Genomic DNA, 25,732 nt, shown 5'->3' on the forward strand with positions numbered 1-25,732 from the left:
TTGAGTAAGAACATCCTTCGTGTGCCGAGCCGGCGCGACGAACCGGTGCGGGGGAAGGCCGCGCCGGCGGGAGCCCGGCGGCTGGTCGTCCTGTGCGACGTCGCCGAGCAGGACGTGGCCGTCCTGCGGCGGCACCTGCCGGGCGTGTCCGTAGCGCAGGTGGAGAGCCGTGACGACGGGCCCGCGGCGGCCTACGAGCACGCGGCGACCCGGCTGCTGGGTGAGCTCCAGCGGCTGCTGAACCAGCCGGGCGGGGACCCCTGCCGGGTGCAGGTCGTGTGCCGTGAGGGGACTCCGTACGGCTACGCGGGCCTGATCGGCATGCTGCGCACGGCCACCCAGGAAGACCCCGCGCTGCACGGGCAGTTGATCGAGTTCACGCGGTGGCCGTCGGGCGAGGAGCTCGCCGAGGTGCTCCAGGCGGAGTACGGACAGGCGCAGGAGCACCTGCGCTACACCGACGGCCGCCGCCAGGTCCACGACTGGGCCGCCGCACCGGAGACGCCGGACACACCGGTGTGGAAGGCCGACGGCGTCTACCTGATCACCGGAGGAGCGGGCGGTCTCGGGCGGTTGCTCGCCGCCGACATCGCGCGGCACGCCCCCGCCGCCCGGATCGTCCTGTGCGGGCGTTCGGCGGCGCGGGAGCCCGGCCCGTGGGGAGAGTACCGCCGGGTGGACGTCACCGACCGCACGGCCGTGACGGAGCTGGTCGGCGACATCGTGCGCACCCACGGCCAGCTCGACGGCATCGTGCACGCGGCCGGTGCGATCAGCGACGACTTCGTGATCCGCAAGTCCCACCAGGACGCCCAGCGGGTGCTCGCGCCCAAGGTCGCCGGGCTGGTGAACCTCGACGAGGCCACCCGCGACCTGCCGCTGGACTTCCTCGCGGCGTTCTCCTCCGGCGCCGGGACGCTGGGCAACGCCGGCCAGGCCGACTACGCCGCCGCCAACGGCTTCCTCGACGCCTATCAGACCCACCGCGCCGCTCTCGTGGCCGCGGGCGAACGCCACGGCCGCAGCGTCTCGATCGCCTGGCCGCTGTGGCGCGACGGCGGGATGAGCGTCCCGGCCGAGGAGATCCCCGCGCTCACCGCACGCTTCGGCCGCCCCCTGGAGACGGACACCGCGCTGCGCGCGCTGCACGGCGCGCTCGCGCTCGGCACACCACACCTGCTGGTCATGGACGAAAAGAGCGACGTGGACGAGGAAGCGACGCGCGCCGTACGACTGCGCGTACGGGTGCTGCCCCGGCTGAAGGAACTGGTCGCCGAGACGCTGCGGCTGGACGTCGCGAGGCTGGACGCCGCCGCGCCCCTGGACAGCTTCGGCATCGACTCACTGGCCGTCACCCGGCTGAACAGCCGCTTCACGCAGTGGTTCGGCGCGCTGCCCAAGACGCTGCTGTACCAGTACCCGACGCTGGACGAGCTGGCCGGCCACCTCGCGGAGCAGCACGCGGAGGGCTGCCACCGCTGGCTCGGCGACACCCCGGACGCGAGCGTGGCACCGGCCCGCCCCGCGGCCCGGGCGACGACGCGGCCACGCCCGGCGGGCGCGGACGAGCCGATCGCCGTCATCGGCCTGAGCGGCCGCTACCCGGACGCGCCGAACCTGGGCGCCTTCTGGGACAACCTGCGCGCCGGCCGTGACAGCGTCCGCGAGATCCCGGCCGAACGCTGGTCGCTCGACGGCTTCTACGAACCGGACGCACAGCGTGCCGTGCAGCGGGGCGCCAGCTACAGCAAGTGGGGCGCGTTCCTGGACGACTTCGCCCGGTTCGACGCCGCGTTCTTCGGCATCGCGCCCCGGGACGCCGCCGACATGGACCCGCAGGAACGCCTGTTCATCGAGAGCGCGTGGACGGCGCTGGAGGACGCCGGCTACACCCGGCAGCGGCTCGCCGAACGGCACGCCTCACGGGTCGGCGTCTTCGCCGGGATCACCAAGACCGGCTTCGACCGGCACCGCCCCCCGGCGGCGGACGGGGTGCCGCCCGCGCCGCGCACGTCCTTCGGGTCGCTGGCCAACCGGGTGTCCTATCTGCTGGACCTGCACGGCCCGAGCATGCCCATCGACACCATGTGCTCGGCGTCGCTCACCGCGATCCACGAGGCGTGCGAGCACCTGCGCCACGGCGCCTGCGAACTGGCGATCGCCGGTGGGGTGAACCTCTATCTGCACCCCTCCGCCTACGTCGAGCTGTGCCGCTCCCGGATGCTCGCCACCGACGGGCACTGCCGCAGCTTCGGCGAGGGCGGTGACGGCTTCGCCCCCGGCGAGGGCGTCGGCGCGGTGCTGCTCAAGCCGCTGTCGAAGGCCGAGGCCGACGGCGACCCCGTCCACGCGGTGATCCTCGGTTCCGCCATCAACCACGGCGGGCGCAGCAACGGCTACACCGTGCCCAACCCCCGCGCGCAGGCAGCGCTGATCCGTGAGGCGCTGGACCGCGCCGGGGTGTCCGCCGCCGACATCGGCTACATCGAGGCGCACGGCACGGGCACCCGGCTCGGCGACCCCGTCGAGATCGACGGCCTCACCCAGGCGTTCGCCCCCGACGCCGTCGGCACAGGCGCCTGCGCCCTCGGCTCGGCCAAGTCGAACATCGGTCACCTGGAGGCGGCCGCCGGTATCGCCGGGCTGACGAAGGCCGTACTGCAGCTGCGGAACGGCGAGTTCGCGCCCACCCTGCACGCCGAGCGGCCCAACCCGGACATCGACTTCGCGGCCACCCCCTTCACCCTGCAGACCTCCGCCGCCGCCTGGCCGCGGCCCGCGGGCGGCGGGCCGCGGATCGCCGGGATCTCCTCCTTCGGCGCGGGCGGCGCGAACGCGCACGTGATCGTCGCCGAGTACCAGGGCGCGCCGGCCCGGCCCGCCGCCCCGGCCGGTCCGGTCCTGCTACCCCTCTCCGCCCGCACGCCCGAGGACCTGCGCGCGCGGGCCGGTCAACTGGCCGACTGGCTCGGCACCGAGGCCCCGGCCGACTTGGCCGCCGTCGCGGCCACCCTCCAGACCGGCCGTGAGGCGATGGACGAGCGCGTCTGCTTCGTCGCGAGCACCGCCACCGAATGGCTGGAGCAGCTCCGCGCCTTCCTCGCCGCCCCCGAGGCCGCGGGCCCCTGGCACCGTGGCCAGGTCAAGGCCACCCGGGAGACCCTGGCCGCGCTGGCGGAGAACGACGAGATCCGCGAGCTCGTCGCCCGGTGGATCGCGCGTGGCGAGCACAGCGAACTGGCCGCCTTCTGGGCCAAGGGCATGCCCCTGGACTGGACCCGTCTGCACGGTGGCGAGACCCCGGCGCGGGCGCACCTGCCCGGCTACCCCTTCGCGGGCAAGCGCTTCTGGTTCGACCCGGTCGCCGACGCGACCGAGCGGCCCGCGCCCCCGGCGACGGCGGCCGGGTCCGGGGACGTCGAGCGCGTCCTGGTCGACGCGCTGGGCGAGGCCCTGCAGATGCCGGTCGCCGAGATCGAGCGCCGCCGCCCCTTCGCGGACTACGGCCTGGACTCCATCCTCGGCGTGAACCTGGTGCACACGCTCAACGCGGCCCTCGGCACCGAGCTGGAGACCACCGACCTCTTCGACCACGGCACCGTCGAGCGCCTGCACGCGTTCATCACCAGCGCCTACGGCGACGCGCTGCGCACGCCGACGGCGGCCCCGGCGCCCGTCGCGCCCCCGGCCGACGACGCCGTCGCCGTGGTCGGGATGGCCGCCCGCTACGGCGACGCCGAGGACCCGCGCGCCCTGTGGGACCACCTGATGGCCGGGCACGACCTGGTCGAGCCGGTCACCCGCTGGCCGCTCGGCCCGGACGTGACCTGCCGCTCCGGCAGCTTCGTGCGCGGCATCGACCAGTTCGACCCGGTCTTCTTCGCGATCTCCGGCGTCGAGGCCACCTACATGGACCCCCAGCAGCGCATCTTCCTGGAGCAGTGCTGGAACGCGCTGGAGGACGCCGGCTACACCGGCGAGCGCCTGCGGAGCCGCAACTGCGGTGTGTACGTCGGCTGTTACGCCGGGGACTACCACGACCAGCTGGACGCGGATCCCCCGGCACAGGCGCTGTGGGGGACCATGGGATCCGTCGTGGCGTCCCGGATCGCCTATCAGCTCGACCTCAAGGGCCCCGCCCTCACCACGGACACCTCCTGCTCCAGCTCGCTCGTCTCCCTGCACCTGGCCTGCCGCGACCTGCGCGACGGCACGGCCGACATGGCGATCGCGGGCGGCGTGTTCATCCAGACCACCCCCCGGCTGTACGAGTCCGCGAGCCGCGCGGGCATGCTCTCCGCCAGTGGCCGCTGCCACAGCTTCGACGCCGCCGCCGACGGCTTCGTGCCGGGCGAGGGCGCGGGCGCGGTCGTCCTCAAGCGGCTCGCCGACGCCCTGCGCGACGGTGACCACGTCTACGGCGTCGTCCGCGGCTCCGGCATCAACCAGGACGGCACCACCAACGGCATCACCGCACCCAGCGCGGCCTCCCAGGAACAGCTCCTGCGCGACGTCCACACCCGCGCCGGCGTCGAGCCGGGCGGCATCCAGCTCGTCGAGGCCCACGGCACCGGCACACAGCTGGGCGACCCCATCGAATTCCGCGCGCTCACCCGCGCGTTCGAGGGCGCCCCGGCCGGGGGCGCGGTCCTGGGCTCCGTCAAGACCAACCTCGGACACACGCAGTTCGCCGCCGGCATCGCCGGTGTCATCAAGTCGCTGCTGGCCCTCGAACACCGGCAGATCCCGCCGACGCTGCACTTCTGCGAGGCCAACCGGGCCGTCGCCCTCGAAGGCAGCCCCTTCACCGTCACCACCACACCGCGCCTGTGGACGACGCCTGCGCACGGGCCGCGCCGGGCCGCCGTCAGCTCCTTCGGGGCCTCCGGCACCAACGCGCACGTGGTGCTGGAGGAACACCCGGCCCCCACGGTCCGCGAGCCGGGCGGGGAGCACGCGTTCCTGCTGTCCGCGCGCACACCGGCCGCACTGCGCGCCGTCGTCGAGCGGCTGCTCGCCCACCTCGACCGCGAGCCCGGCCTGCCCGCCGGAGCGGTCGCCTACAGCCTGGCCGCGGGCCGCGGCCACTTCGCCCACCGGCTCGCCGTCGTCGCCGCCGACCTGCCGGCGCTGGCGGCGCACCTGCGCGCCTGGCAGTCCGGCACCGCCCAGGACGCGGTCGCGCAGGGCGAGACCGCGGCGGACCCCCGGCCCGTCGGGGGCGTACACGCACTGACACCGACGGCACTGGCCCAGGCCTACGTCCGCGGCGAGGCCGACCGCTTCACCGAGAGCTTCCCGCCCGCCGCGCGCCGCCAAGTCCCGCTGCCGACCTACCCATTCGAGCGGCAGCGCTACTGGATCGACACCCCGGCCCCGCGGACCGCCCCGGACCGGTCCGCGTACCGCCTCCACCTCACCGGCCAGGAGTTCTTCCTGGCGGACCACCACGTGGGCGGCCGGGCGGTGCTGCCCGGCGTGCTGACGCTGGAGGTCGCCCATCGCGCGGCGAGCGGGGGCTCCTTCACCCCGACGGGGCTGCGCGACGTCGTGTGGCCCGCACCGTTCCCCGTCGAGGGCGACAGCGCCGAGCTGCGCGTCGACCTCGACGGCGACGCCTTCCGCGTACTGCGCGACGGCTCGGCCGTGCACGCCCAGGGGCGCCTCGCCCCGCCCGGCTCGCCCGCGCCCACACCGCTGGACGCGCTGCGCGCCCGGTGCGGCCTGCGCACGCTGTCCCGGCAGCAGTGCCACGACGCCCTCGAAGGCGTCGGCATCCGGCACGGCGCCCGCCTGCGCGCCATCGACACCCTGGCCGTCGGCGACGGCGAGGTCCTGGCGCGGCTCGTCCTGCCCGGCGGCGCCGACGGCGCCTTCGCGCTGCACCCGGCGATGCTCGACAGCGCCATCCAGGCCGTCGTCGCACTCCACGGCGGAGCCGACGGCACCCTCGCCGAGCACGGCGGCGCCCCCGCGCTGCCGTTCGCGCTGGACGCCGCCGACATCCTCGCCCCCACCACCGCGCGCATGTGGGCCCACCTGCGCCACACCGAGGGCTACGCGCCCTCGGCCGACCGGGACGTGACCAAAGTGGACATCGACCTCTACGACGACGACGGACGGCTGAGTGTGAGCCTGCGGGGCTACGCCTCCCGCCGGATGACCCCGCCGGCCGGCGAAGCCCCGCGCGCGGCACTGCTGGCACCGGTGTGGGACGCCCTGCCCGCCACCTCCTCCCCGCGCCTGCCCGCACCGGGGGCCCGCGTCGTCCTGCTGGGCGGCACCGCCGAGGAGCAGGCCGGGCTGCGCCGCCACTACCCGGACGCCATCGTCCTCCCCGCCCACGAGGACGAGCCCGCCGACCGGCTCGCCGCGCGGCTGCCCGCCGACACCGAGCACGTCTTCTGGCTCGCCCCGGCCGACACCCGGCCCGACGGCACGCTCGCCGTGTTCCGTCTCGTCAAGGCACTCCTGGCGGGCGGCGCGGACGCCCGTGAGCTGGGCCTGACCGCCGTCACCCGGCAGGCGCGCCTGCTCCCGGGCGACGGCCACGTCGACCCGGCCCACGCCGGAACGCACGGTCTCCTCGGCACCCTGGCCAAGGAATACCCCCACTGGCGCGTCCGCGTCGCCGACATCGAGGCCGGTGCCCCCGTGCCGTGGACGGCACTGCTGGAACTGCCCGCCGACCCCCGCGGCGAGACCCTGGCCCACCGGCACGGCGAGTGGTACCGCCAGCGGCTGCTGGAGGTGCCCGAGCCGGGCACGGCGGACGCCCCGTGCGAGCCCGGCGGCGTGATCGTGGCCATCGGCGGCGCGGGCGGCATCGGCGTCGAGTGGACCGAGCACATGATGCGCCGCCACGGCGCCCAGGTGGTCTGGATCGGCCGCCGCCCGCTCGACGCCGGCATCACGGCACGACAGGACGCCCTGGCCGCGTACGGGCCCAGGCCCGACTACGTACAGGCCGACGCGACCGACCGCGACGCCCTGCGCCGCGCCTGCGACGAGATCGTGCGGCGGCACGGCCCCGTACGCGGCGTCCTGCACACCGCCATCGTGCTCGGCGACCAGAGCCTGGCCCGGATGGACGAGGACCGCTTCCGCGCGACCTACGCGGCCAAGGCGGACGTGGCCGTGAACCTGGCCGACGCCTTCGCCGGCCAGCCGCTGGACTTCGTCGCGTTCTTCTCCTCGATGCAAGCCTTCTTCAAGGCACCCGGGCAGGCCAACTACGCGGCGGGCTGCACCTTCTCCGACGCCTTCGCCGAGCAGCTGTCCACCCGGCTCGCCTGCCCGGTCAAGGTGATGAACTGGGGCTACTGGGCGGGCGTCGGCATCGTCACCGCCGACGGCTACCGGCAGCGCATGGCCCGACTGGGCCTCGGCTCCATCGAACCCGCCGAGGGCATGGCGGCGTTCGACGCGCTGCTCGCCTCCCCGCACCCCCAGCTCGCCCTCCTCAAGTCCACGGACACCCGCAGCATCGACGGCATCTACGGCGACGACTCCCTCACCCACCTCGCCACCACCACGCCCTCGCTGATCACGGCCCTGCACGAGGACCGGCCCGACCGGCGCGCCGGGATCGAGCGGCTGCGCGAGAAGGCCGACGGCCACGCGGGGGCCATGCAGGACGCGCTCGCCCGCATCACCTGGGCGCTGCTCCAGTCGCTCGGGATGTTCCGCGACACCCGCGCGGCCACCGCCGACGAATGGCGCGCCCTCGGCGGCGTCGAGGACCGCTACGCGCGCTGGATGTCCCACAGCCTCACCGTGCTGGCCGACGCCGGCTACCTCCGCCGCGAGGTCGAGGACCGCTACGCCGCCCTCGACCCCCGCACCGGTTCCCTCGACGACGCCTGGGCGGACTGGGACCGCGAGCACCGGCGCTGGCTCGCCGACGAGGCCAAGCGCCCGCAAGCCGTCCTGGTCGGCACGACGCTGCGCGCGCTGACCGACATCCTCACCGGCCGCCGCCCGGCCACCGACGTGATGTTCCCCAACGCCTCGCTCGAACTGGTCGAGGGCGTCTACAAGAACAACCCCGTCGCCGACTACTTCAACGACGTGCTCGCCGACACCCTCGTCGCCTACCTCGAACGCAGGCTCGCCGCCGACCCGTCCGCACGCCTGCGCATCCTGGAGATCGGCGCGGGCACCGGCGGCACCAGCGCCGTGGTCTTCCGCAGGCTGCGCCCGTGGGCCCAGCACATCGAGAAGTACAGTTACACCGACATCTCCAAGGCGTTCCTCCTGCACGCCCGGCGGGAGTACGGCACGATCGCGCCCTACCTGGACCCGCAGCTCTTCAACGCCGAGAAGCCGCTCGCCGGCCAGCCGGTGGCCCCCGGCACGTACGACGTGGTGATCGCCACCAACGTGCTGCACGCGACCCGCAACATCCGCAACACCCTGCGCAACGCCAAGGCCGCCGCCCGGACGAACGCCCTGCTGCTCCTCAACGAGCTGAGCGACAACATCCTCTTCAGCCACCTGACGTTCGGCCTGCTGGAAGGCTGGTGGCTCTACGACGACCCGGCGCCGCGCATCGCGGGCTCGCCCGGCCTGGTGCCGGAGAGCTGGCGGCGGGTGCTCGGCGAGGTCGGCTTCCGCGCGGCCTTCGTCGCCGCCGAGGGCGCCGACGACCTCGGCCAGCAGGTCATCGTCGCCGAGAGCGACGGCGCGGTCCGCCAGCCGCGCCCGGAAGGGGTCTCCGCCTTCCGCGGCACCCTCCCGGAGGCCCTGCCCCAGGCCGCGCCACCGGAGCCGCCCGCCCCCGCGCGGCGGCCCGCCCCGGCCGCCACCGGCGGCGACCACGACGAGCGCCTGCTGGAGCCGGCCCGCGACTACTTCCGCGGCCTGGTCGCCGACACCCTGCGGCTGCCCCTCGCCGACATCCGGGCCGACGTGCCCTTCGAGCGCTACGGCATCGACTCGATCCTCGTCGTCCAACTGACCGACGCGGTCCGCAAGGTGCTCGACAACGTCGGCAGCACGCTGTTCTTCGAGGTGCGGACGATCGACGGCCTGGTGCGGCACTTCCTGCGCACCCAGCCCGCCGCCCTCGCGGCACTGGTCGGCCCGGCCGACGAGACCCCCGCACCCCTCGCGGAGATCCCGGCACCCTCCTCCGCACCCGTCGCCGCCCCGCCGCCCGTGACCGCGGAGCCCGAGGACGGCATGGCCATCGCGATCGTCGGCATGGCGGGCCGCTACCCCGACGCCCCCGACCTCGACGCGTTCTGGCAGAACCTGCTCGCCGGGCGGGACAGCATCACCGAGATCCCGGAAGACCGCTGGGACCACAGCCGTTACTACGACCCGCGCCGTGGCGTCGAAGGCAAGACGTACAGCAAATGGGGCGGATTCCTCGACGGGATCGACGAGTTCGACCCGCTGTTCTTCGGCATCTCGCCGACAGCGGCGTCCATGATGGACCCGCAGGAGCGGCTGTTCCTCCAGTGCGCCCACACCACACTCGAAGACGCCGGCTACACACGCGCCGCCCTGCGCGCCGCCGCCCGCGCCCGGGTGGCCGAGGACGCCGGTGACATCGGGGTGTTCGTCGGCGCGATGTACTCCGAGTACCAGCTCCACGGCGCCGAGCACAGCGTGCGCGGCGAGCCCGTCGTCGTGCCCGGCAGCCTGGCGTCCATCGCGAACCGCGTGTCGTACTTCCTCGACGCGAGCGGCCCCAGCGTCACCGTCGACACCATGTGCGCGTCCGCGCTGTCCGCGATCCACCTCGCGTGCGCCGCCATCAGGAACGGGGAGTGCGGCGTCGCCGTGGCCGGCGGGGTCAACCTGTCGCTGCACCCGAGCAAGTACCTGATGATCGGCCAGGGGCAGTTCGCCTCCAGCGACGGCCGCTGCCGCAGCTTCGGCGAGGGCGGCGACGGCTACGTACCCGGCGAGGGCGTCGGCGCGGTGCTGCTGCGCCCGCTCGCCGACGCCCTCGCCGACGGCGACCGCGTCCTCGGGGTGATCCGCGGCAGCGCCCTGAACCACGGCGGTCACACGCACGGCTTCACCGTGCCGAACCCGCTCGCGCAGGCCGCCGTCATCCGCGGCGCCTGGCGCCGGTCCGGCGTGGACCCCCGGGACATCGGCTGCATCGAGGCGCACGGCACCGGCACCTCGCTCGGCGACCCCATCGAGATCGCCGGACTGAGCGCGGCCTTCGGCGAGTTCACCGACGCGCGGAACTTCTGCTCCATCGGCTCGGCGAAGTCCAACATCGGCCACCTGGAGTCGGCCGCCGGCGTCGCGGGCCTCGCCAAGCTGCTGCTCCAGATGCGGCACGGCACGCTGGTGCCGTCGCTGCACGCGGAACGCACCAACCCCAACATCGATTTCGCCGACAGCCCGTTCGTGCTCCAGCGCGAGACCGCGCCCTGGCCGCGGTCCGGCGACCGTCCGCGGCTCGGCGGCGTCTCGTCGTTCGGCGCCGGAGGCTCCAACGCGCACCTGCTGGTCGAGGAGTACATCGTGCCCGAGACGTCCCCGCACGGCGGCGGCCCCGCCGTCGTGGTCCTGTCCGCGTCCGACGACGAGCGCCTGCGCGAGTCCGCGGCGCGGCTGCGCGACGCGCTGCGCGCGGGGGAGTGGAGCGGCGAGGACCTGCGCGACATCGCCTACACCCTCCAGGTCGGCCGCGAGGCCATGGCCGCGCGGTTCGCCGTGGCCGTGAGCACGCTCCCGGCCCTCGTCGACGCGCTCGACGCCTGCGCGCGCGGCGCCGAGCTCCCGGAAGGCGCGTACGCCGGCTCCGGCGGCGACCGGTCCGGCGCGGTCCAGGGCTTCATCGCCGACGAGGACTTCCAGGAGACGGTCGTATGCTGGGCGCGCCGCGGGAAGCTTGCGCCGCTGGCCGAGGCATGGACCAGCGGCCTCGCGGTGGACTGGGCACGGCTGTACGCCGAGGGACCCAGGCCGCGCAAGGTCGGCCTGCCGGGCTACCCCTTCGCCCGGGAGCGGTACTGGTACACCGACGGACTCCCCGAACTGCCGGCCGCACCGGCCGCACCGGCCGCACCGGCCGCACCCGCCGTGCCCGTCGCCTCCGCCACCCCGGCCGTCCCCGCCGCTTCGAGCACGCCGCCGCGCCCCGTACAGGAGACCCCCGCCCCCGCGCAGCCGGTGAACTCCTACGAACTGCCCGAGGGCGACCTCACCCTGCACCCCGTGTGGGAGCCCGCCCGGCTGCTGCGCGGCAAGCCCTACCCGTCCGGGACCGCCCGCGTGGTGGCCGTCGGCCTGGAACCGGAAGCCTTCGCGGAGCTGAGCGCCCGCCACCCCGGCCTGGTGGCGCTGCACACCAGCGCCTCCTCCACCGAGGAAGTGCGGGACGAACTGGCCGCGCTCGGCGCGATCGACCATGTGATCATGCGGTTCCCGACCGCCCCGGCCACCACCGCCCCGGCGCGGATCGCCGCACAACGCGCCGTGATCCGCCGCATGTTCCGCGTCCTCAAGGCACTGACGGCCCTCGGCCTGGAGGAGCGGGGCCTGGGACTCACCCTCCTGACCCACGGCGCGTTCGACCCGAGCGGCACCGGGGCCGTCGACCCGGCGCAGGCGAGCCTGCACGGCCTGATCGGCGGCCTGGCCAAGGAACAGCCGCGCTGGCGCGTCCGCGCCGTGGACCTGGCCGACGGCGAACCCTTCGTCGCCGAAGAGGTCTTCGCCCTGCCCGCCGACCACCGCGCGCACCCCCTCGCGCGCCGCGGCGGCCAGTGGCTGCGCAGGCAGCTCCTGCCCGTCGACGCGACCCCCGCCCCGGCCGAGCCCGTGCTGCGCCGCGCCGGCGTCTACGTGCTCATCGGCGGCGCGGGCGACCTCGGGGTGCTGCTCAGCGAGTACCTCGTCCGCCAGTACGACGCGCACGTCGTGTGGGTCGGCCGCCGGGCCGAGGACGACGGCATCCGGGCGAAGGCCGCCCAGGTGGCCGCGGGCGGGCGCGCCCCCGTCTACGTGTCCGCCGACGCCTCCGACCCCGAGGCCCTCGCCGGGATGCGGGACGAAGTGCTGCGCCGGTACGGCCACATCGACGGCGTCGTGCACCTGGCGATGGTGTTCAGCCACACGCCGCTGTCCGCGATGAGCGAGACCGGGCTGGAGGCCACGCTGTCGGCCAAGGTCGATCCGTGCGTGCACTTCGCCGACGCCTTCGCCGCCCAGGGCCTGGACTTCATCCTGCTGATCTCCTCACTGGTCAGCTTCATCCGCAACTCCCACCAGGCGCACTACTCGGCGGCCTGCGCCTACGAGGACGCGCGCGCCCCCGAACTGCGCAAGGCCCTGGACTGCCCGGTCAAGGTCGTCAACTGGGGCTACTGGGGCAACGTCCCCGAGGAGCTCATGCGCGACGTGACCGCGATGGGCCTGGCCCCGATCGACCCGGCCACGGCGATGGGCGCGCTGGAACGGCTCCTGGCGGGACCGCTCGACCAGGTCGGCTTCATGCGCCTCGGGCGCCCGCTGCCCATCGAAGGGGCGCTCACCACGGAGACGCTGACCCCCCACACGTACGGTGCGGCCACCCGCGGCAGCGCCACGGCTCTGCCCGTACCGGCCGGCCTGGCCGCCTACCACGCGGGCCCGGTGCCGGGCGAGATCGACGTCTGTCTGCACCGCTACCTCGTGGCGGAACTGCGCCGGACGGGCCTCGACAACCCGCGCGACGGCCTCGCCGCGTGGAAGGAGCGCACCGGCGTCGACCCCCGCTTCGACGGCTGGCTCACGGCCACCCTGCGCACCCTGACCGAACACGGCCTGATCGACGCGCGGGGCCGCTGGAGCGGTCACGCCCCCACCGCGGGGGACGCCGGAGCCTGCCGCGCCGACTGGGCCCAGGGCCAGGCGCTGTGGGCCGAGGGCAACGCCGATCTGCGCGCCCCCATACGGCTGTTGGGCCGGACGCTGCCCGCGCTGACCGACATCCTGTGCGGCCGGGCGACGGCCACCGACGTGCTCTTCCCCCAAGGCTCGTTCGACCTGGTGCAAGGCGTCTACCGCGACAACCGCGTGGCCGAGTACTTCAACGCCGTACTGGCCGAACACGTCGCGTCCTTCCTGCGCGCACGCCAGGACGCCGACCCGAGCGCCCGCCTGCGCGTGCTGGAGATCGGCGCGGGCACCGGCGGCACCACCGGCCCCGTGCTCGACCGCCTGGCCCGCGCCGGGCTCGACGTGGCCGAATACTGCTTCACCGACCTGTCGCACGCCTTCCTGCAGCACGCCCAGGACACCTTCGGGCCCGGGCGTGACCACCTGACGTACCGCATCTTCGACGCGGCCAGGCCCCCGCACACCCAGGGGCTCGACACCGGGGCGTTCGACGTCGTGATCGCGGCCAACGTGCTGCACGCCACGGAGAACATCCGCCCGGCCCTGCGGCACGCCAAGGCACTCCTGCGCGGCAACGGCATGCTGGCGCTGAACGAGATCAGCGGCTTCTATCTGGTCAACCACCTCACGTTCGGCCTGCTCGACGGCTGGTGGCTCTACGACGACGCCGAACTGCGCGTACCCGGCAGCCCCGCCCTCTCCCCGGAGGGCTGGCGCCTGGTGCTGGAGCAGGAGGGCTTCACCTGCGTCGGCCACCCGGCCGAGGACGCCCTGCCCCTGGGCCAGCAGGTCGTGGTCGCCCACAGCGACGGCCTCGCCCGCAGCCCGCGGGTGCGAACGCGAGCGCCGGAGGCGAACAGCCTCCCGGCCCGCCCGTCGACCGATTCCCCGGCTCCGGTCCCGGCTCCCGCCGAGGCTCCGGACACGGTCCGCGCGGTGGCGGACCTCGTACTGGCCGAGCTCGCGGCCGCGCTGCGCCTGCCCGCCGAACGGATCGACGCGGACCAGGCGTTCGCCGACTACGGCCTCGACTCCATCGTCGGCGCCAAGTTCGTCCAGCGCCTCAACGAGGAGCTCGGCACCGACCTGCTGACCACGGTCATCTTCGACTACCGCAGCGTGGGACAGCTCGCCGCGCACATCGCGGAGAGCCACCGGCCGAAGCTGCCCGCCCCCGCTCCGGCGCCGCGGACCGTCACCACACCGCCCCTCCCCGAACGGCGCGGACTTGAACAGCGCGTGGCGGACGGGCATGGGCCCGAGGGTCGTGAGCCCGAGGGGCGCGAGCCGATCGCCATCGTCGGGATCAGCGCACGGTTCGCCGGGTCGGACGACGCCGACGCCCTGTGGCAGCACCTCGCCGCCGGCGACGACCTCGTCGGCCCGGTCGAGCGCTGGGACCTCTCCGGCTACACCCAGGACGAACTCTCCTGCCGCTCCGGCAGCTTCCTCGACGGCATCGACCGGTTCGACGCGAACTTCTTCAACCTGACCGGCCTCGAAGCCACCTACACCGACCCGCAGCAGCGCCTCTTCCTGGAACAGGCGTGGACGGCGATCGAGGACGCCGGGTACTCGGGCGCCTCGCTGAACGGCCGCAAGTGCGGTGTGTACGTGGGCTGCACCGGCGGCGACTACGCGCGGTGGTTCGACGACGCGCCGCCCGCCCAGGCGGCGTGGGGCAACGCGCCGTCGGTCGTGCCCGCGCGCATCGCCTACCACCTCGACCTCCAGGGCCCGGCCATCGCGGTCGACACGGCCTGCTCCAGTTCGCTGGTCGCCGTCCACCTCGCCTGCCAGGGCCTGTGGAGCGGCGAGACGGAGCTGGCGATCGCCGGAGGCGTCAGCGTGCAGACCACGCCGGAGACCTATCTGGCGGCGAGCCGGGGCGGGATGCTGTCGCCGACCGGGCGCTGCCACACCTTCGACGCCGCGGCCGACGGGTTCGTGCCGGGCGAGGGCGTGGGCGTGGTGGTGCTCCGCCGCCTGTCCGACGCGCTGGCCGACGGCGACCACATCCACGCGGTGATCCGCGGCTCGGTCGTCAACCAGGACGGGGCCACCAACGGCATCACCGCCCCGAGCGCCCTCTCGCAGGAGCGGCTCATCCGCCAGGCCCACACCGACTTCGGCATCGACCCGGCCGGGATCGGCATGGTCGAGGCCCACGGCACCGGCACCCAGCTCGGCGACCCCATCGAGTGCCAGGCACTGGTCAACGCCTTCCCGGCGGACGCGGCCCCCGGCTCCTGCGCGCTCGGTTCGATCAAGACCAACCTCGGGCACACCACGTCCGCCGCGGGCGTCGCCGGCCTGCTGAAGATCGTGCTCGCCATGCGCCACGGGCAGATCCCGCCGTCCCTGCACCACCACGAGACCAACCCCGCGGTCCGGCTCGCCGGCAGCCCGTTCCACGTGAACACCGAACTGCGGCCGTGGCAGCCGAACAGCGAAGGCAAGCGCGTCGCGGCCCTGAGCGCCTTCGGCTTCAGCGGCACCAACGGGCACGTGGTCGTCGAGGACGCCCCGGCCCGCGCCGAGCGCCGGCACACGGACGGCACGCACCTCTTCGTGCTCTCCGCCCCGCAGCCGGCGGCGCTGCGCGACCGCGCCGAGGACCTGCTCGCGTACCTGCGCCGCACGCCCGACGCCGTGCTCGGCGACGTCAGCCACACACTGGCCGTCGGCCGCGACCACTTCACCCACCGGGCCGCGTTCGTCGCCCGTGACCGCGACGGGCTGACCCACCTGCTCGAAGCCTGGCTGGACGGACGGAGCGAGACCGGCGGGAGCGACGACTCCGCGCCCGCACGCGCCAGGGACCGGTACCTCGACGGCGCCGCGGTGGACTTCGCGCCGCTGTTCTCCGGCCTCGACGTGCGCCGGACACCGCTGCCGACGTACCCCTTCCAGCGCAAGAGCTACTGGGTCGCCACGAACGCCCCGGCCCGGCGCGGCCGCGGCACCGGGGCGCCGGCCGCCCTTCCGGCCCCCGCGCCCGTCGTCCAGGCCACCGCCACGGACGCCTCGACGCTGCGCTTCCTGGTCGGTGACCGCCTGCTGACCGAGGTGTCCCGTGTGCTGATCATGGAGCCCGACGAGATCGACCCGCAGGCGTCGTTCTCCGACTTCGGGGTGGACTCGATCCTCGGCGTGAAGCTCGTCGGCGCGGTGAACACCGCCCTGGGCGTCGACCTGTCGAGCACGGCCCTTTTCGAGCACAGCTCGCTCGACCGGCTGACGGACCATCTGGTCGAGGCGTACGGGCACCGGTTGCGAGCCGACGGTGCCTTCGGCGAGGCAGCCGCCGAGACCGGGGAGGCTCAGCCCGTCGCCCGTACCCAGGCCGCTCCCGCCGCCCCCGTCAGCGGGCCCGCCGACGACGGCATCGCGGTGGTCGGCATCGCCGCCCGGTTCGCGCAGTCACCCGACGCCGCGGCCCTCTGGGCGCACCTCGCGGCCGGTGACGACCTGGTCGGCGACGTCACCCGCTGGGACATGGAGAAGGAACTGGGCGCCGGTGCCCCGCGCCAGCAGGGCAGCTTCGTGGAGGACATCGAGCGCTTCGACGCCTGGTTCTTCCGGATGTCGGGAAAGGAGGCGACCTACACCGACCCACAGCAGCGGATCTTCCTGGAGGAGTGCTGGCACGCCCTGGAGGACGCGGGCTACGCCGGTGAACGGCTCGACGGCCGCGGGTGCGGCGTCTACGTCGGCGGCTCGCCCAGCGACTACCAGCAGCTGATCGGCGACGACGCGCCGCCGCAGACGCTCTGGGGCAACATCTCCTCGGTCATCGCCTCGCGGATCTCCTATTTCCTCGATCTCCAGGGGCCCGCGCTGTCGGTGGACACGGCCTGCTCCAGCTCCCTGGTGGCCATCCACCAGGCCTGCCAGGACCTCCGCCAGGGCAACACGTCGATGGCGCTGGCCGGTGGCGTCTTCATCCAGTCCACGCCCATCTTCTACAAGTCCGCCGTGCGCGCGAACATGCTGTCGCCGACCGGGCGTTGCCACACCTTCGACGCGAGCGCCGACGGCTTCGTGCCGGGCGAGGGCGCCGGTGTGGTCGTGCTCAAGAGGCTGGCCGACGCCGTGCGCGACGGAGACCAGGTCTACGGAGTGATCCGGGGGTCGGGCATGAATCAGGACGGAACCACGAATGGACTTACCGCACCCAGCGCCGGCTCGCAGCAGCGCCTGCTGCGCGGCGTCCACGAGCGCGCCGGTGTCGATCCCGCCGGGATCCAGCTGATCGAGGCGCACGGCACGGGCACGCCGCTGGGCGACCCGATCGAATTCGAGGCACTGAGCGCGGCGTTCGGCGACGCCCCCGAGGGCGTCTGCGCGCTCGGCTCGGTCAAGACCAACCTGGGGCACACCCAGTACGCCGCCGGTGTGGCCGGTGTCATCAAGGTGCTGCTGGCACTCAAGCACGAACAACTGCCGCCTTCCCTGCACTTCGAACGGAGCAACCCGGCGATCGAGCTGGAGGGCAGCCCGTTCCACGTCAACACGGAGCTGCGCCCGTGGCCCGCGCCCGCGAACGGGCCGCGCCGCGCCGGAGTCAGCTCGTTCGGCGCCGCCGGGACCAACGCGCACGCGCTGATCGAGGAGGCACCCGCACGGGACGGCGGCACCCACGGCGCCCGCCCGGTCTGGCTGGTCGTCCTGTCGGGACAGGACGACGCCACGCGCCGCGCCCAGGCCGAGCGCCTGCTGGAGCACGCCCTGACGCACGAGGACCTGGACGTGGGCGACGTGGCCTGCACCCTGGCCACCGGGCGCCGCCACTGCACCCACCGGTGGGCGTGCGTGGTGTCGGACCGCGAGCAGCTCGTCGACTCCCTGCGGACCTGGCTGCGCGACGGCCGGGCCCTGGGCGTGGTCACCGGTGAGGCGGCGGACGGACACCGCCGGCACGACCCCGCCCTGCGCACACGCGTCGGCCACCTGATGGCCGAACGCGACCGGCACGACTGCCTGACCGAGCTCGCCGGGTTCTTCGCACAGGGCCTGGACCTGAGCTTCGCCCCGCTGTTCGACGACGGGGGCTTCACGATCGTGTCGCTCCCGGCGTACCCCTTCGCCGGTGAGCGCTACTGGGTCGGGACCCGCCCGTCCCAGATCGCGCCCCCTTCGCCGCTGGAGGGCCGCAAGGTCCGTACGGAGTCCGGCGCGTCGCACTACGCCGTCGACCTGACCGGGGAGGAGTTCTTCCTCGACGACCACCGCGTACGGAACGTGCCGGTGCTCCCCGGCGTGGCCTACCTGGAGCTGGCGTGCGCGGCGGCGCGGGCCGAAGGCCTCGCGCCCACCGGCTTCCGCCTGCGCGACGTCGTCTGGTCCCGCCCGGCCCGGATCACCGGGCCGACCTCGGCCGGCATCGCCCTGCGGCCGCGCGAGGACGGCGGCTTCGCCTACGAGATCACCACGACGACCGGCGGCGACCTGCCCGTACAGCACGGACAGGGCCGCGTCGAACGGCGCGAGGCGCCCGCGCCCGCCCGCCTCGACATCGCCGGGCTGCGCGAGCGGTGCGACGTGCGCACCCTGGACCACGAGGCGTGCTACCGCCTCTTCGCGAGCATGGGCATCGGCTACGGGCCCGCGCTGCGGGGCATCCGTCGGCTCAGTGTCGGCACCGGGCTCGCCGTGGCGCGCCTGAGCCTGCCGCGGGAGGCGCGGGACGGCGCCGACTGGACCCTCCACCCGTCGATGCTCGACGCCGCCGTGCAGGCCACGCTGGGCCTGTCGCTGGCCGAGGACACCGAGACGGTGGCGGCCGCGCTCCCCTTCGTCCTGGAGGAGACGCAGATCCTCGCACCGAGCCCGGCGAGCGGCTGGGCCGTGGTCCGGCCCGCGGCGGACGACCGCGGTGGTCCCGTACGGCGCATCGACATCGAACTGTGCGACGACGACGGTGTCGTGTGCGTGCGACTGCTCGGGTTCAGCACCCGGGTGCTGCCCGCGACCGCCGCCCCGCAGGAGGACGAGGGCGCTTCGCTCACCCTGATGCGCGTCGGCACGCGCCCCGCCGAGGCCACCGGGTCCCCGCGCCCGCCGGCGCGGCACGAGGTCCTGCTCGGCGGGCTCGGCGCGACCGACCCCCGGGACGTCCAGGCCGCACTGGGCGTACCGTGCGCGGCCCTGCCCGACGAGGACGACCTGGTCCTGCGCTACACCCGGCACGCCGAGACCGTCCTGGCACGGCTGCGGCAGGCCATCCCGGCGACCGGCGACGGCCACGTGCTGATCCAGGTGGTCGTGCCCGCCGACGGTGAGGGCCGGCTCCTCGCGGGGCTGGGCGGCTTGCTGCGCACGGCCCGCATGGAGCACCCCAAGCTCCTCGCCCAGCTCGTCGAGATGGAGGCATCCGTCGACGCCGCCACACTGTGCGAGCGCCTGCGACAGGAAGCGGCTCGTCCCGATGACGTGGCCGTGCGGTATGCCGGCGGACAGCGGCACGTTCCCCAGTGGGCCGCCCTGGATGACGCCCCGCGGGTCCGGCCGTGGAAGGCCGGTGGCGTCTACCTCGTCACCGGCGGAGCCGGAGCCCTCGGCGCCCTGTTCGCCCGCGAGATCGCGCGGCAGGCGCCCGGTGCCACCCTCGTGCTGTGCGGGCGGTCACCGGAAGGCCCCGAGCAGCGCGAACTGATCGGTGAACTGGCCGGCTCGGGAGCCCGCGCCGCGTACCACGCGCTGGACGTGAGCCACCGTGCCGCCGTGGCCGGCCGCGTGGCCGCGACCGTCGCCGGACACGGGCGGCTGGACGGTGTCGTCCACGTCGCCGGAGTGGTGCGCGACAGCTACCTCGGCCAGAAGAGCGCCGAGGAGCTGCGGGAGGTGCTGGCGGCCAAGGTCGCCGGCTTCGTCCACCTCGACGAGGCCACGGCCGGCCTCGACCTGGACTGCTTCATCGGCTTCTCCTCGCTGTCGGCCTTCGGCAACCAGGGCCAGGGCGACTACGCGGCCGCCAACGCCTTCATGGACGCGTACGCGCTCCGGCGGCACGAACTGGTCGCCCGGGGCGAGCGCCGGGGCCGGACACTGGTCATCGGCTGGCCGCTGTGGGCCGACGGCGGCATGGCCGTCGACGCCGCGACCGAAAGCCGCCTGCGGGACAGCGTCGGCATGGTGCCCATGCGCGCCCGCCAGGGCATCGAGGCGCTGGAGCGGGCCTACGGCAGCGGTGAGCCGCACGTGCTCGCCGTCTACGGCGAACGCGCCCGTATCGACGCCACGTTGCTCGCCCCCGCGCAGGCAGCTCGCCCCGCGCAGGCGGCCCGCCCAGCGCCGGAGACCGCACCCGACCGGACCGCCGTGCACACGACCCTTCTCCGCCGCCTGATCACCCACGCGTCGGCCGTACTGGGCGTGCGCGCGGACGAGATCGACGGCGCGGTGGAGATGGGCGAGTACGGCTTCGACCCGGTCTCGCTCACCGAGTTCGCCGACAAGCTCAACGCGGAGTTCGGGCTCTCGCTGACCCCGAAGCTGTTCCCCGAACACCTGACCCTGGAAGAGGCTGTGAACCACCTCCTCGACAACCACCCCGATCGCTTCGGGACGGCCGCCCCGGCTCCGGCACCCGCGCCGGCCGCCCCGGACACGCGGCGCAAGGCCCTGCTCAAGAAGCTGATCGCCCGCGCGTCGGTCCTCCTGGACGTGCCCGCCGAGCGGATCAGCGGCACCGCGGAGATGAGCAAGTACGGCTTCGACTCCCTCTCGTTCATCGGCTTCGCCAATGAGCTCAACGCCGAGTTCGGGCTCTCGCTGGCACCGACCCTGTTCTTCGAGAACCCCACCCTGGCCGGGGTCGTCGACCACCTCCTCGACCACCACGCCGACCGCGTCACCGCCACCCCCGAGGCACGGGAGGAACCGCCCGTCACGGCGACGGCCGGCCGGCGGCCCGGCCCGGCCGCGCCCGACGACGAGCCGATCGCCGTGATCGGCATGAGCGGCCGCTTCCCGATGGCCGACGACCTCGACGAGTTCTGGGAGAACCTGGCCGAAGGGCGCGACTGCACCCAGGAGGTCCCCGCGGACCGCTGGGACTGGCGCGCCCACTACGGCGACCCGGTCAAGGACCCCAACACGTCCGACGTGACGTCGGGCGGCTTCATGAACGGCGTCGGTGACTTCGACCCGCTGTTCTTCGACATCTCCCCGAAGGAAGCCGAGCTGATGGACCCGCAGCAGCGGCTCCTGATGCTGTACGTGTGGAAGGCGCTGGAGGACGCGGGCTACTCGGCGGACGCGGTCGCGGGCAGCAACACCGCCCTCATCGCGGGCACCACCAGCACCGGCTACAGCACCCTGGTCACGCGGTACTCACCGGTCATCGAGGGCTACGACATCACCGGCGCGGCGCCCTCCATGGGCCCGAACCGCATGAGCTACTTCCTCGACCTGCACGGCCCGAGCGAGCCGGTCGACACGGCCTGCTCCAGCGCGCTGGTCGCCATGCACCGGGCCGTCCAGGCCATCCGCGAGGGCCAGTCCGACATGGCGATCGCCGGCGGGGTCAACACCATGGTCAGCGTCGACGGGCACATCAGCATCTCCAAGGCGGGGATGCTCAGCCCGGAGGGCCGGTGCAAGTCCTTCTCCGACCGCGCCGACGGCTACGCCCGCGGCGAGGGCGTGGGCATGCTGGTGCTCAAGAGGCTCTCCGCAGCCGAGCGCGACGGCGACCACATCCACGGCCTCATCCGCTCCTCGGCCGAGAACCACGGCGGCCGCGGCAACTCCCTGACCGCGCCCAACCCCAAGGCACAGGCCGCACTCCTGCGCGAGGCGTACGAGAAGGCGGGCATCGACCCGCGCACGGTCGGCTACATCGAGGCCCACGGCACCGGCACCAAGCTGGGCGACCCGGTCGAGATCAACGGGCTCAAGGCGGCGTTCCGCGAGCTGTACGACGCGCACGGCGCCACCGTCGAGGAAACGCACTGCGGCGTGGGCTCGGTGAAGACCAACATCGGCCACCTCGAACTCGCCGCCGGCGCGGCCGGTGTGATCAAGGTGCTGCTCCAGATGCGGCACCGCACCCTGGTCGAGTCCCTGCACTGCGAGACGGTCAACCCCTACATCGACCTGGAAGGCAGCCCCTTCCACCTCGTCCGCGAGCGGCAGCCGTGGCCGGCCGTGCGCGACGCGGAAGGCCGTGAACTGCCGCGCCGGGCAGGCGTGAGCTCGTTCGGCTTCGGCGGCGTCAACGCCCACGTCGTCCTCGAGGAGTACGTGCCCCGGACCGCCCCCGAACCGGACGAGGCACCCACCGAGCGCCTCCCGTTCCTCCTGTCGGCGGCCCGCCCCGAGGTGCTGCGGGAACTCGCCACGCGCTGGGCGGACGCCCTGCGCTGCGGCACGTACGACGACACCGACCTCGCGTCGATCGCCTACACCTCGCAGACGGGCCGCACACCGATGGCCGAGCGCCTCGCCTGCCTGGCCCGGACCGTCGACGAGCTCGCCGCGGCCCTGGAGGCCTGGCTGCGCGGCGAGCCCGTCGGCGACGTCTTCAGCGGCCGCGTCCCGCGCGGCGTCGATCTCCCGGACGTACCGGCCGCGTTCGGCCCGGGGAAGGACCTCACCGCCGTGAGCGGGCAGGACCGGGCGGGCCTGCTGGAGGCATGGACGCGCGGTGCCGCCTTCGACTGGGACCGGCTCCACACCGGGCGCCGCCCGCGCCGGATCCCGCTGCCGACCTACCCCTTCCACCTCCGGCGCTACTGGGTCGACACCACCCGCCCCGCGAACGGCGGCCGGCCCGCCGTACTGCACCCGCTGGTGCACGTGAACACCTCCGACCTGGACGAGCACCGCTACACCTCGCGCTTCACCGGCCGTGAGTTCTTCCTCACCGACCACCGCGTGCAGGACCGGGTGATGGCCGAGGTGTCCGGCTGGCGGCCCGGCCGCGCGCCCGCCGCCTCCGGCGACCGCCCGCACGCCGTACCCGTCCTGCCCGCCGTGGCCTACCTGGAGATGGCGCGTGCCGCGGCGGTCCGGGCCGCCGGGGGCGACGAGCGGACCTGGTCGCTGAAGCTGGCGTCGTGGCTGCGCCCGCTCACCGTCGAGCGGGAGACCGACGTGCACATCGCGCTGTCCACCCGGGCCGGTGACGGACTGGGCTACGAGGTGTACTCGGTGGACGAGCACGGCGAACGCGTCGTGTTCGGGCGGGGCCGGCTGCGCCGCCAGGAAGGAACACCGGGCGAGCGGCTCGACCTCGCGGCGCTGCGGGCGCGGTGCGACGGCCCCGTGCTCGACGCCGACGCCTGCTACGAGCGGTTCACCGGCATCGGCATGACCTACGGCCCGGCGCTGCGGGCCGTCGAGGAACTGCACACCGGCTCACGGCAGGCCATGGCACGCCTGAACCTGCCCGCCGCCGCGGCCCGCGAGAGCGGCTTCGTGCTCAACCCGAGCATGCTCGACGCCGCCCTGCAGGCCACCGTCGGGCTCTTCGTCGGCGAACCCGGCAGCGCCCGCACGGCACTGCCCTTCGCCCTGCGCGAGCTGGAGGTGCTCCGCGCCGCCCCGGCCACGGGCTGGGTGGTCATCCGCTTCGCCGAGGACGACCACCCGGGCGCGGTCCGCCGCCTCGACCTCGACCTCTGCGACGACGACGGCGACGTCTGCGTACGCCTCCGCGGCTTCAGCGCCCGCACCCTCGGCGACGGCGCGCCCGCCGAGCCGGCCCCCGCGGTGGCACCGCGGGCCGAGCCCGACGACGACGCGTACCTGCTGCACCTGATCGAAGCCATCGGCCAGCGCGAACTGAGCGCGGACGAGTTCAAGAGGAGCCTGATATGAGCACCCGAGTCGAATCCCTGGACGAGCTGCACCGGCTGATTCGCGAGGGACGCGTGGGCCAGGCCGAGGCGCTCCGCCTGATCCGCGACTGGAAACAGGCACAGGCCGGGCAGCCGCGGGCCGCCGGCACCGAGGATCTGGTGGAACGGATCTGCGACGTCGTGGTCGAGAAGGTCTGCGAGCTGCTGAAGGTGAGCGCGGCGGACCTGGACGTGGACGTCGACCTGAGCGAGTACGGCCTGGACTCCATCGTCATCAGCCAGTTGGTGAACACGGTGAACGAGTCCCTGGGTCTGGAGCTCGTGCCCACGGTCCTCTTCGAGCACCCGACCCTGCGGGCCTTCAGCACGCACCTCGCCGACGAGTACGGCTCCGCCCTGACCACCCGCCTCGGTCTGCGGCCGCCCGCCCCCGTGGCGGCCCGGCCCACCGCCCCGGAGCCCGTCGCCGTCCCGGAGCCCGCGCCCGCTCCCCGGCCGGCGGCGCACCGGCAGGACGCCGAGCCCATCGCCGTGGTCGGCGTCAGCGGCCGGTTCCCGCAGGCCGAGGACATCGACGCCTTCTGGCGGAACCTGCGCGACGGACGCGACTGCGTGAGCGAGGTCCCTGCCGACCGGTGGGACTGGCGCGCCCACTTCGGCGACCCCCTCCTGGAGCCGGGGCGCACCGACGTCAAGTGGGGCGGCTTCATGGACGGCGTCGCCGACTTCGACCCGCTGTTCTTCGGTATCGCGCCGAAGGACGCTGTGCACATGGACCCCCAGCAGCGCCTGCTGATGCTGTACGTGTGGAAGGCGCTGGAGGACGCCGGCTACGCCGCCGACCGGCTGGCGGGGGAGAACCTCGGACTGTTCGTCGGCACCAACGACACCGGCTACAGCCTGCTGGCCGACCGCAGCGGCGGCAGGGGCGAGAGCGTCACGCCCACGGGCAGCGTCCCCTCGATCGGCCCGAACCGGATGAGCTACTTCCTCGACGTCCACGGGCCCAGCGAGCCCGTCGAGACGGCCTGTTCGAGCTCCCTGGTCGCCATCCACCGGGGCGTCGCGGCGCTCGAACGCGACGAGTGCGACATGGCCGTCGTCGGCGGCGTCAACACCATGGTGATCCCCGACGGCCACATCAGCTTCAGCAAGTCCGGGATGCTCAGCGTCGGCGGACGGTGCAGCACCTTCTCCGACCGCGCCGACGGCTACGTCCGCGGTGAGGGCGTGGGCATGCTGGTGCTCAAGAGGCTCTCCGCGGCCGAGCGCGACGGCGACCACATCCACGGCCTCATCCGCTCGACCGCCGAGAACCACGGCGGCCGCTCCAACTCCCTGACCTCACCCAACCCCAAGGCACAGGCCGCGCTGATCCAGCGGGCCTACAGCAAGGCCGGGATCGACCCCCGGACGGTCGGCTACATCGAGGCCCACGGCACCGGCACCAAGCTGGGCGACCCCATCGAGATCAACGGGCTCAAGGCGGCCTTCCGCGAGCTCTACGAGGCCCACGGCGCCACCGTCGAGGAAGCCCACTGCGGGGTGGGCTCGGTGAAGACCAACATCGGCCACCTCGAACTCGCGGCGGGCGTCGCAGGCGTCATCAAGGTGCTGCTCCAGATGCGGCACCGCACCCTGGTCAAGAGCCTGCACTGCGAGACCGTCAACCCCTACATCGACCTGGAGGACAGCCCCTTCCACCTGGTGCGCGAACAGCGGCCGTGGCCGGCCGTGCGCGACGCGGAAGGCCGTGAACTGCCGCGCCGGGCAGGCGTGAGCTCGTTCGGCTTCGGCGGCGTCAACGCCCACGTCGTCCTGGAGGAATACGTCCCCCGGCCCGCACCCGCCACCAGCACCGCGGACCCCGTGGCCGTCGTGGTCTCCGCGTCGGAGCCCGAGACCCTGCGCGCGCGGGTCCGGCAGCTCGCCGACTGGATCGACACGGGCCGGCTCGGTGAGGCCGACCTGCCCGGTCTCGCCTACACCCTCCAGGTCGGCCGCGTCGCGATGGAGGAGCGCCTCGCGTTCCTGACCCACTCGCTCGCCGACCTGCGCGAGCGGCTGGGCGC

General features: G+C 74.1%; 2 protein-coding genes (1 of these 2 only partly in view). Both read left to right on the forward strand.

The genetic code is table 11. The features are described from left to right. Complete coding sequence (locus tag AB0435_RS03410; RefSeq protein ID WP_366426087.1) at positions 1–23,679, forward strand: SDR family NAD(P)-dependent oxidoreductase; 23,679 nt, start codon at positions 1–3, stop codon at positions 23,677–23,679. Next, on the forward strand, positions 23,676–25,732 hold the beginning of the coding sequence (locus tag AB0435_RS03415; protein WP_366426088.1) for an SDR family NAD(P)-dependent oxidoreductase. The gene runs 3,745 nt beyond the window's last position; 2,057 of the gene's 5,802 nt are visible here — the first part of the coding sequence; its start codon is at positions 23,676–23,678; its stop codon lies beyond the right edge, outside the window. Before AB0435_RS03410 ends, AB0435_RS03415 begins: the two co-directional genes overlap by 4 nt.

The sequence above is a fragment of the Streptomyces sp. NPDC051173 genome, assembly GCF_040689515.1.
Taxonomy (GTDB): Bacteria; Actinomycetota; Actinomycetes; order Streptomycetales; family Streptomycetaceae; genus Streptomyces.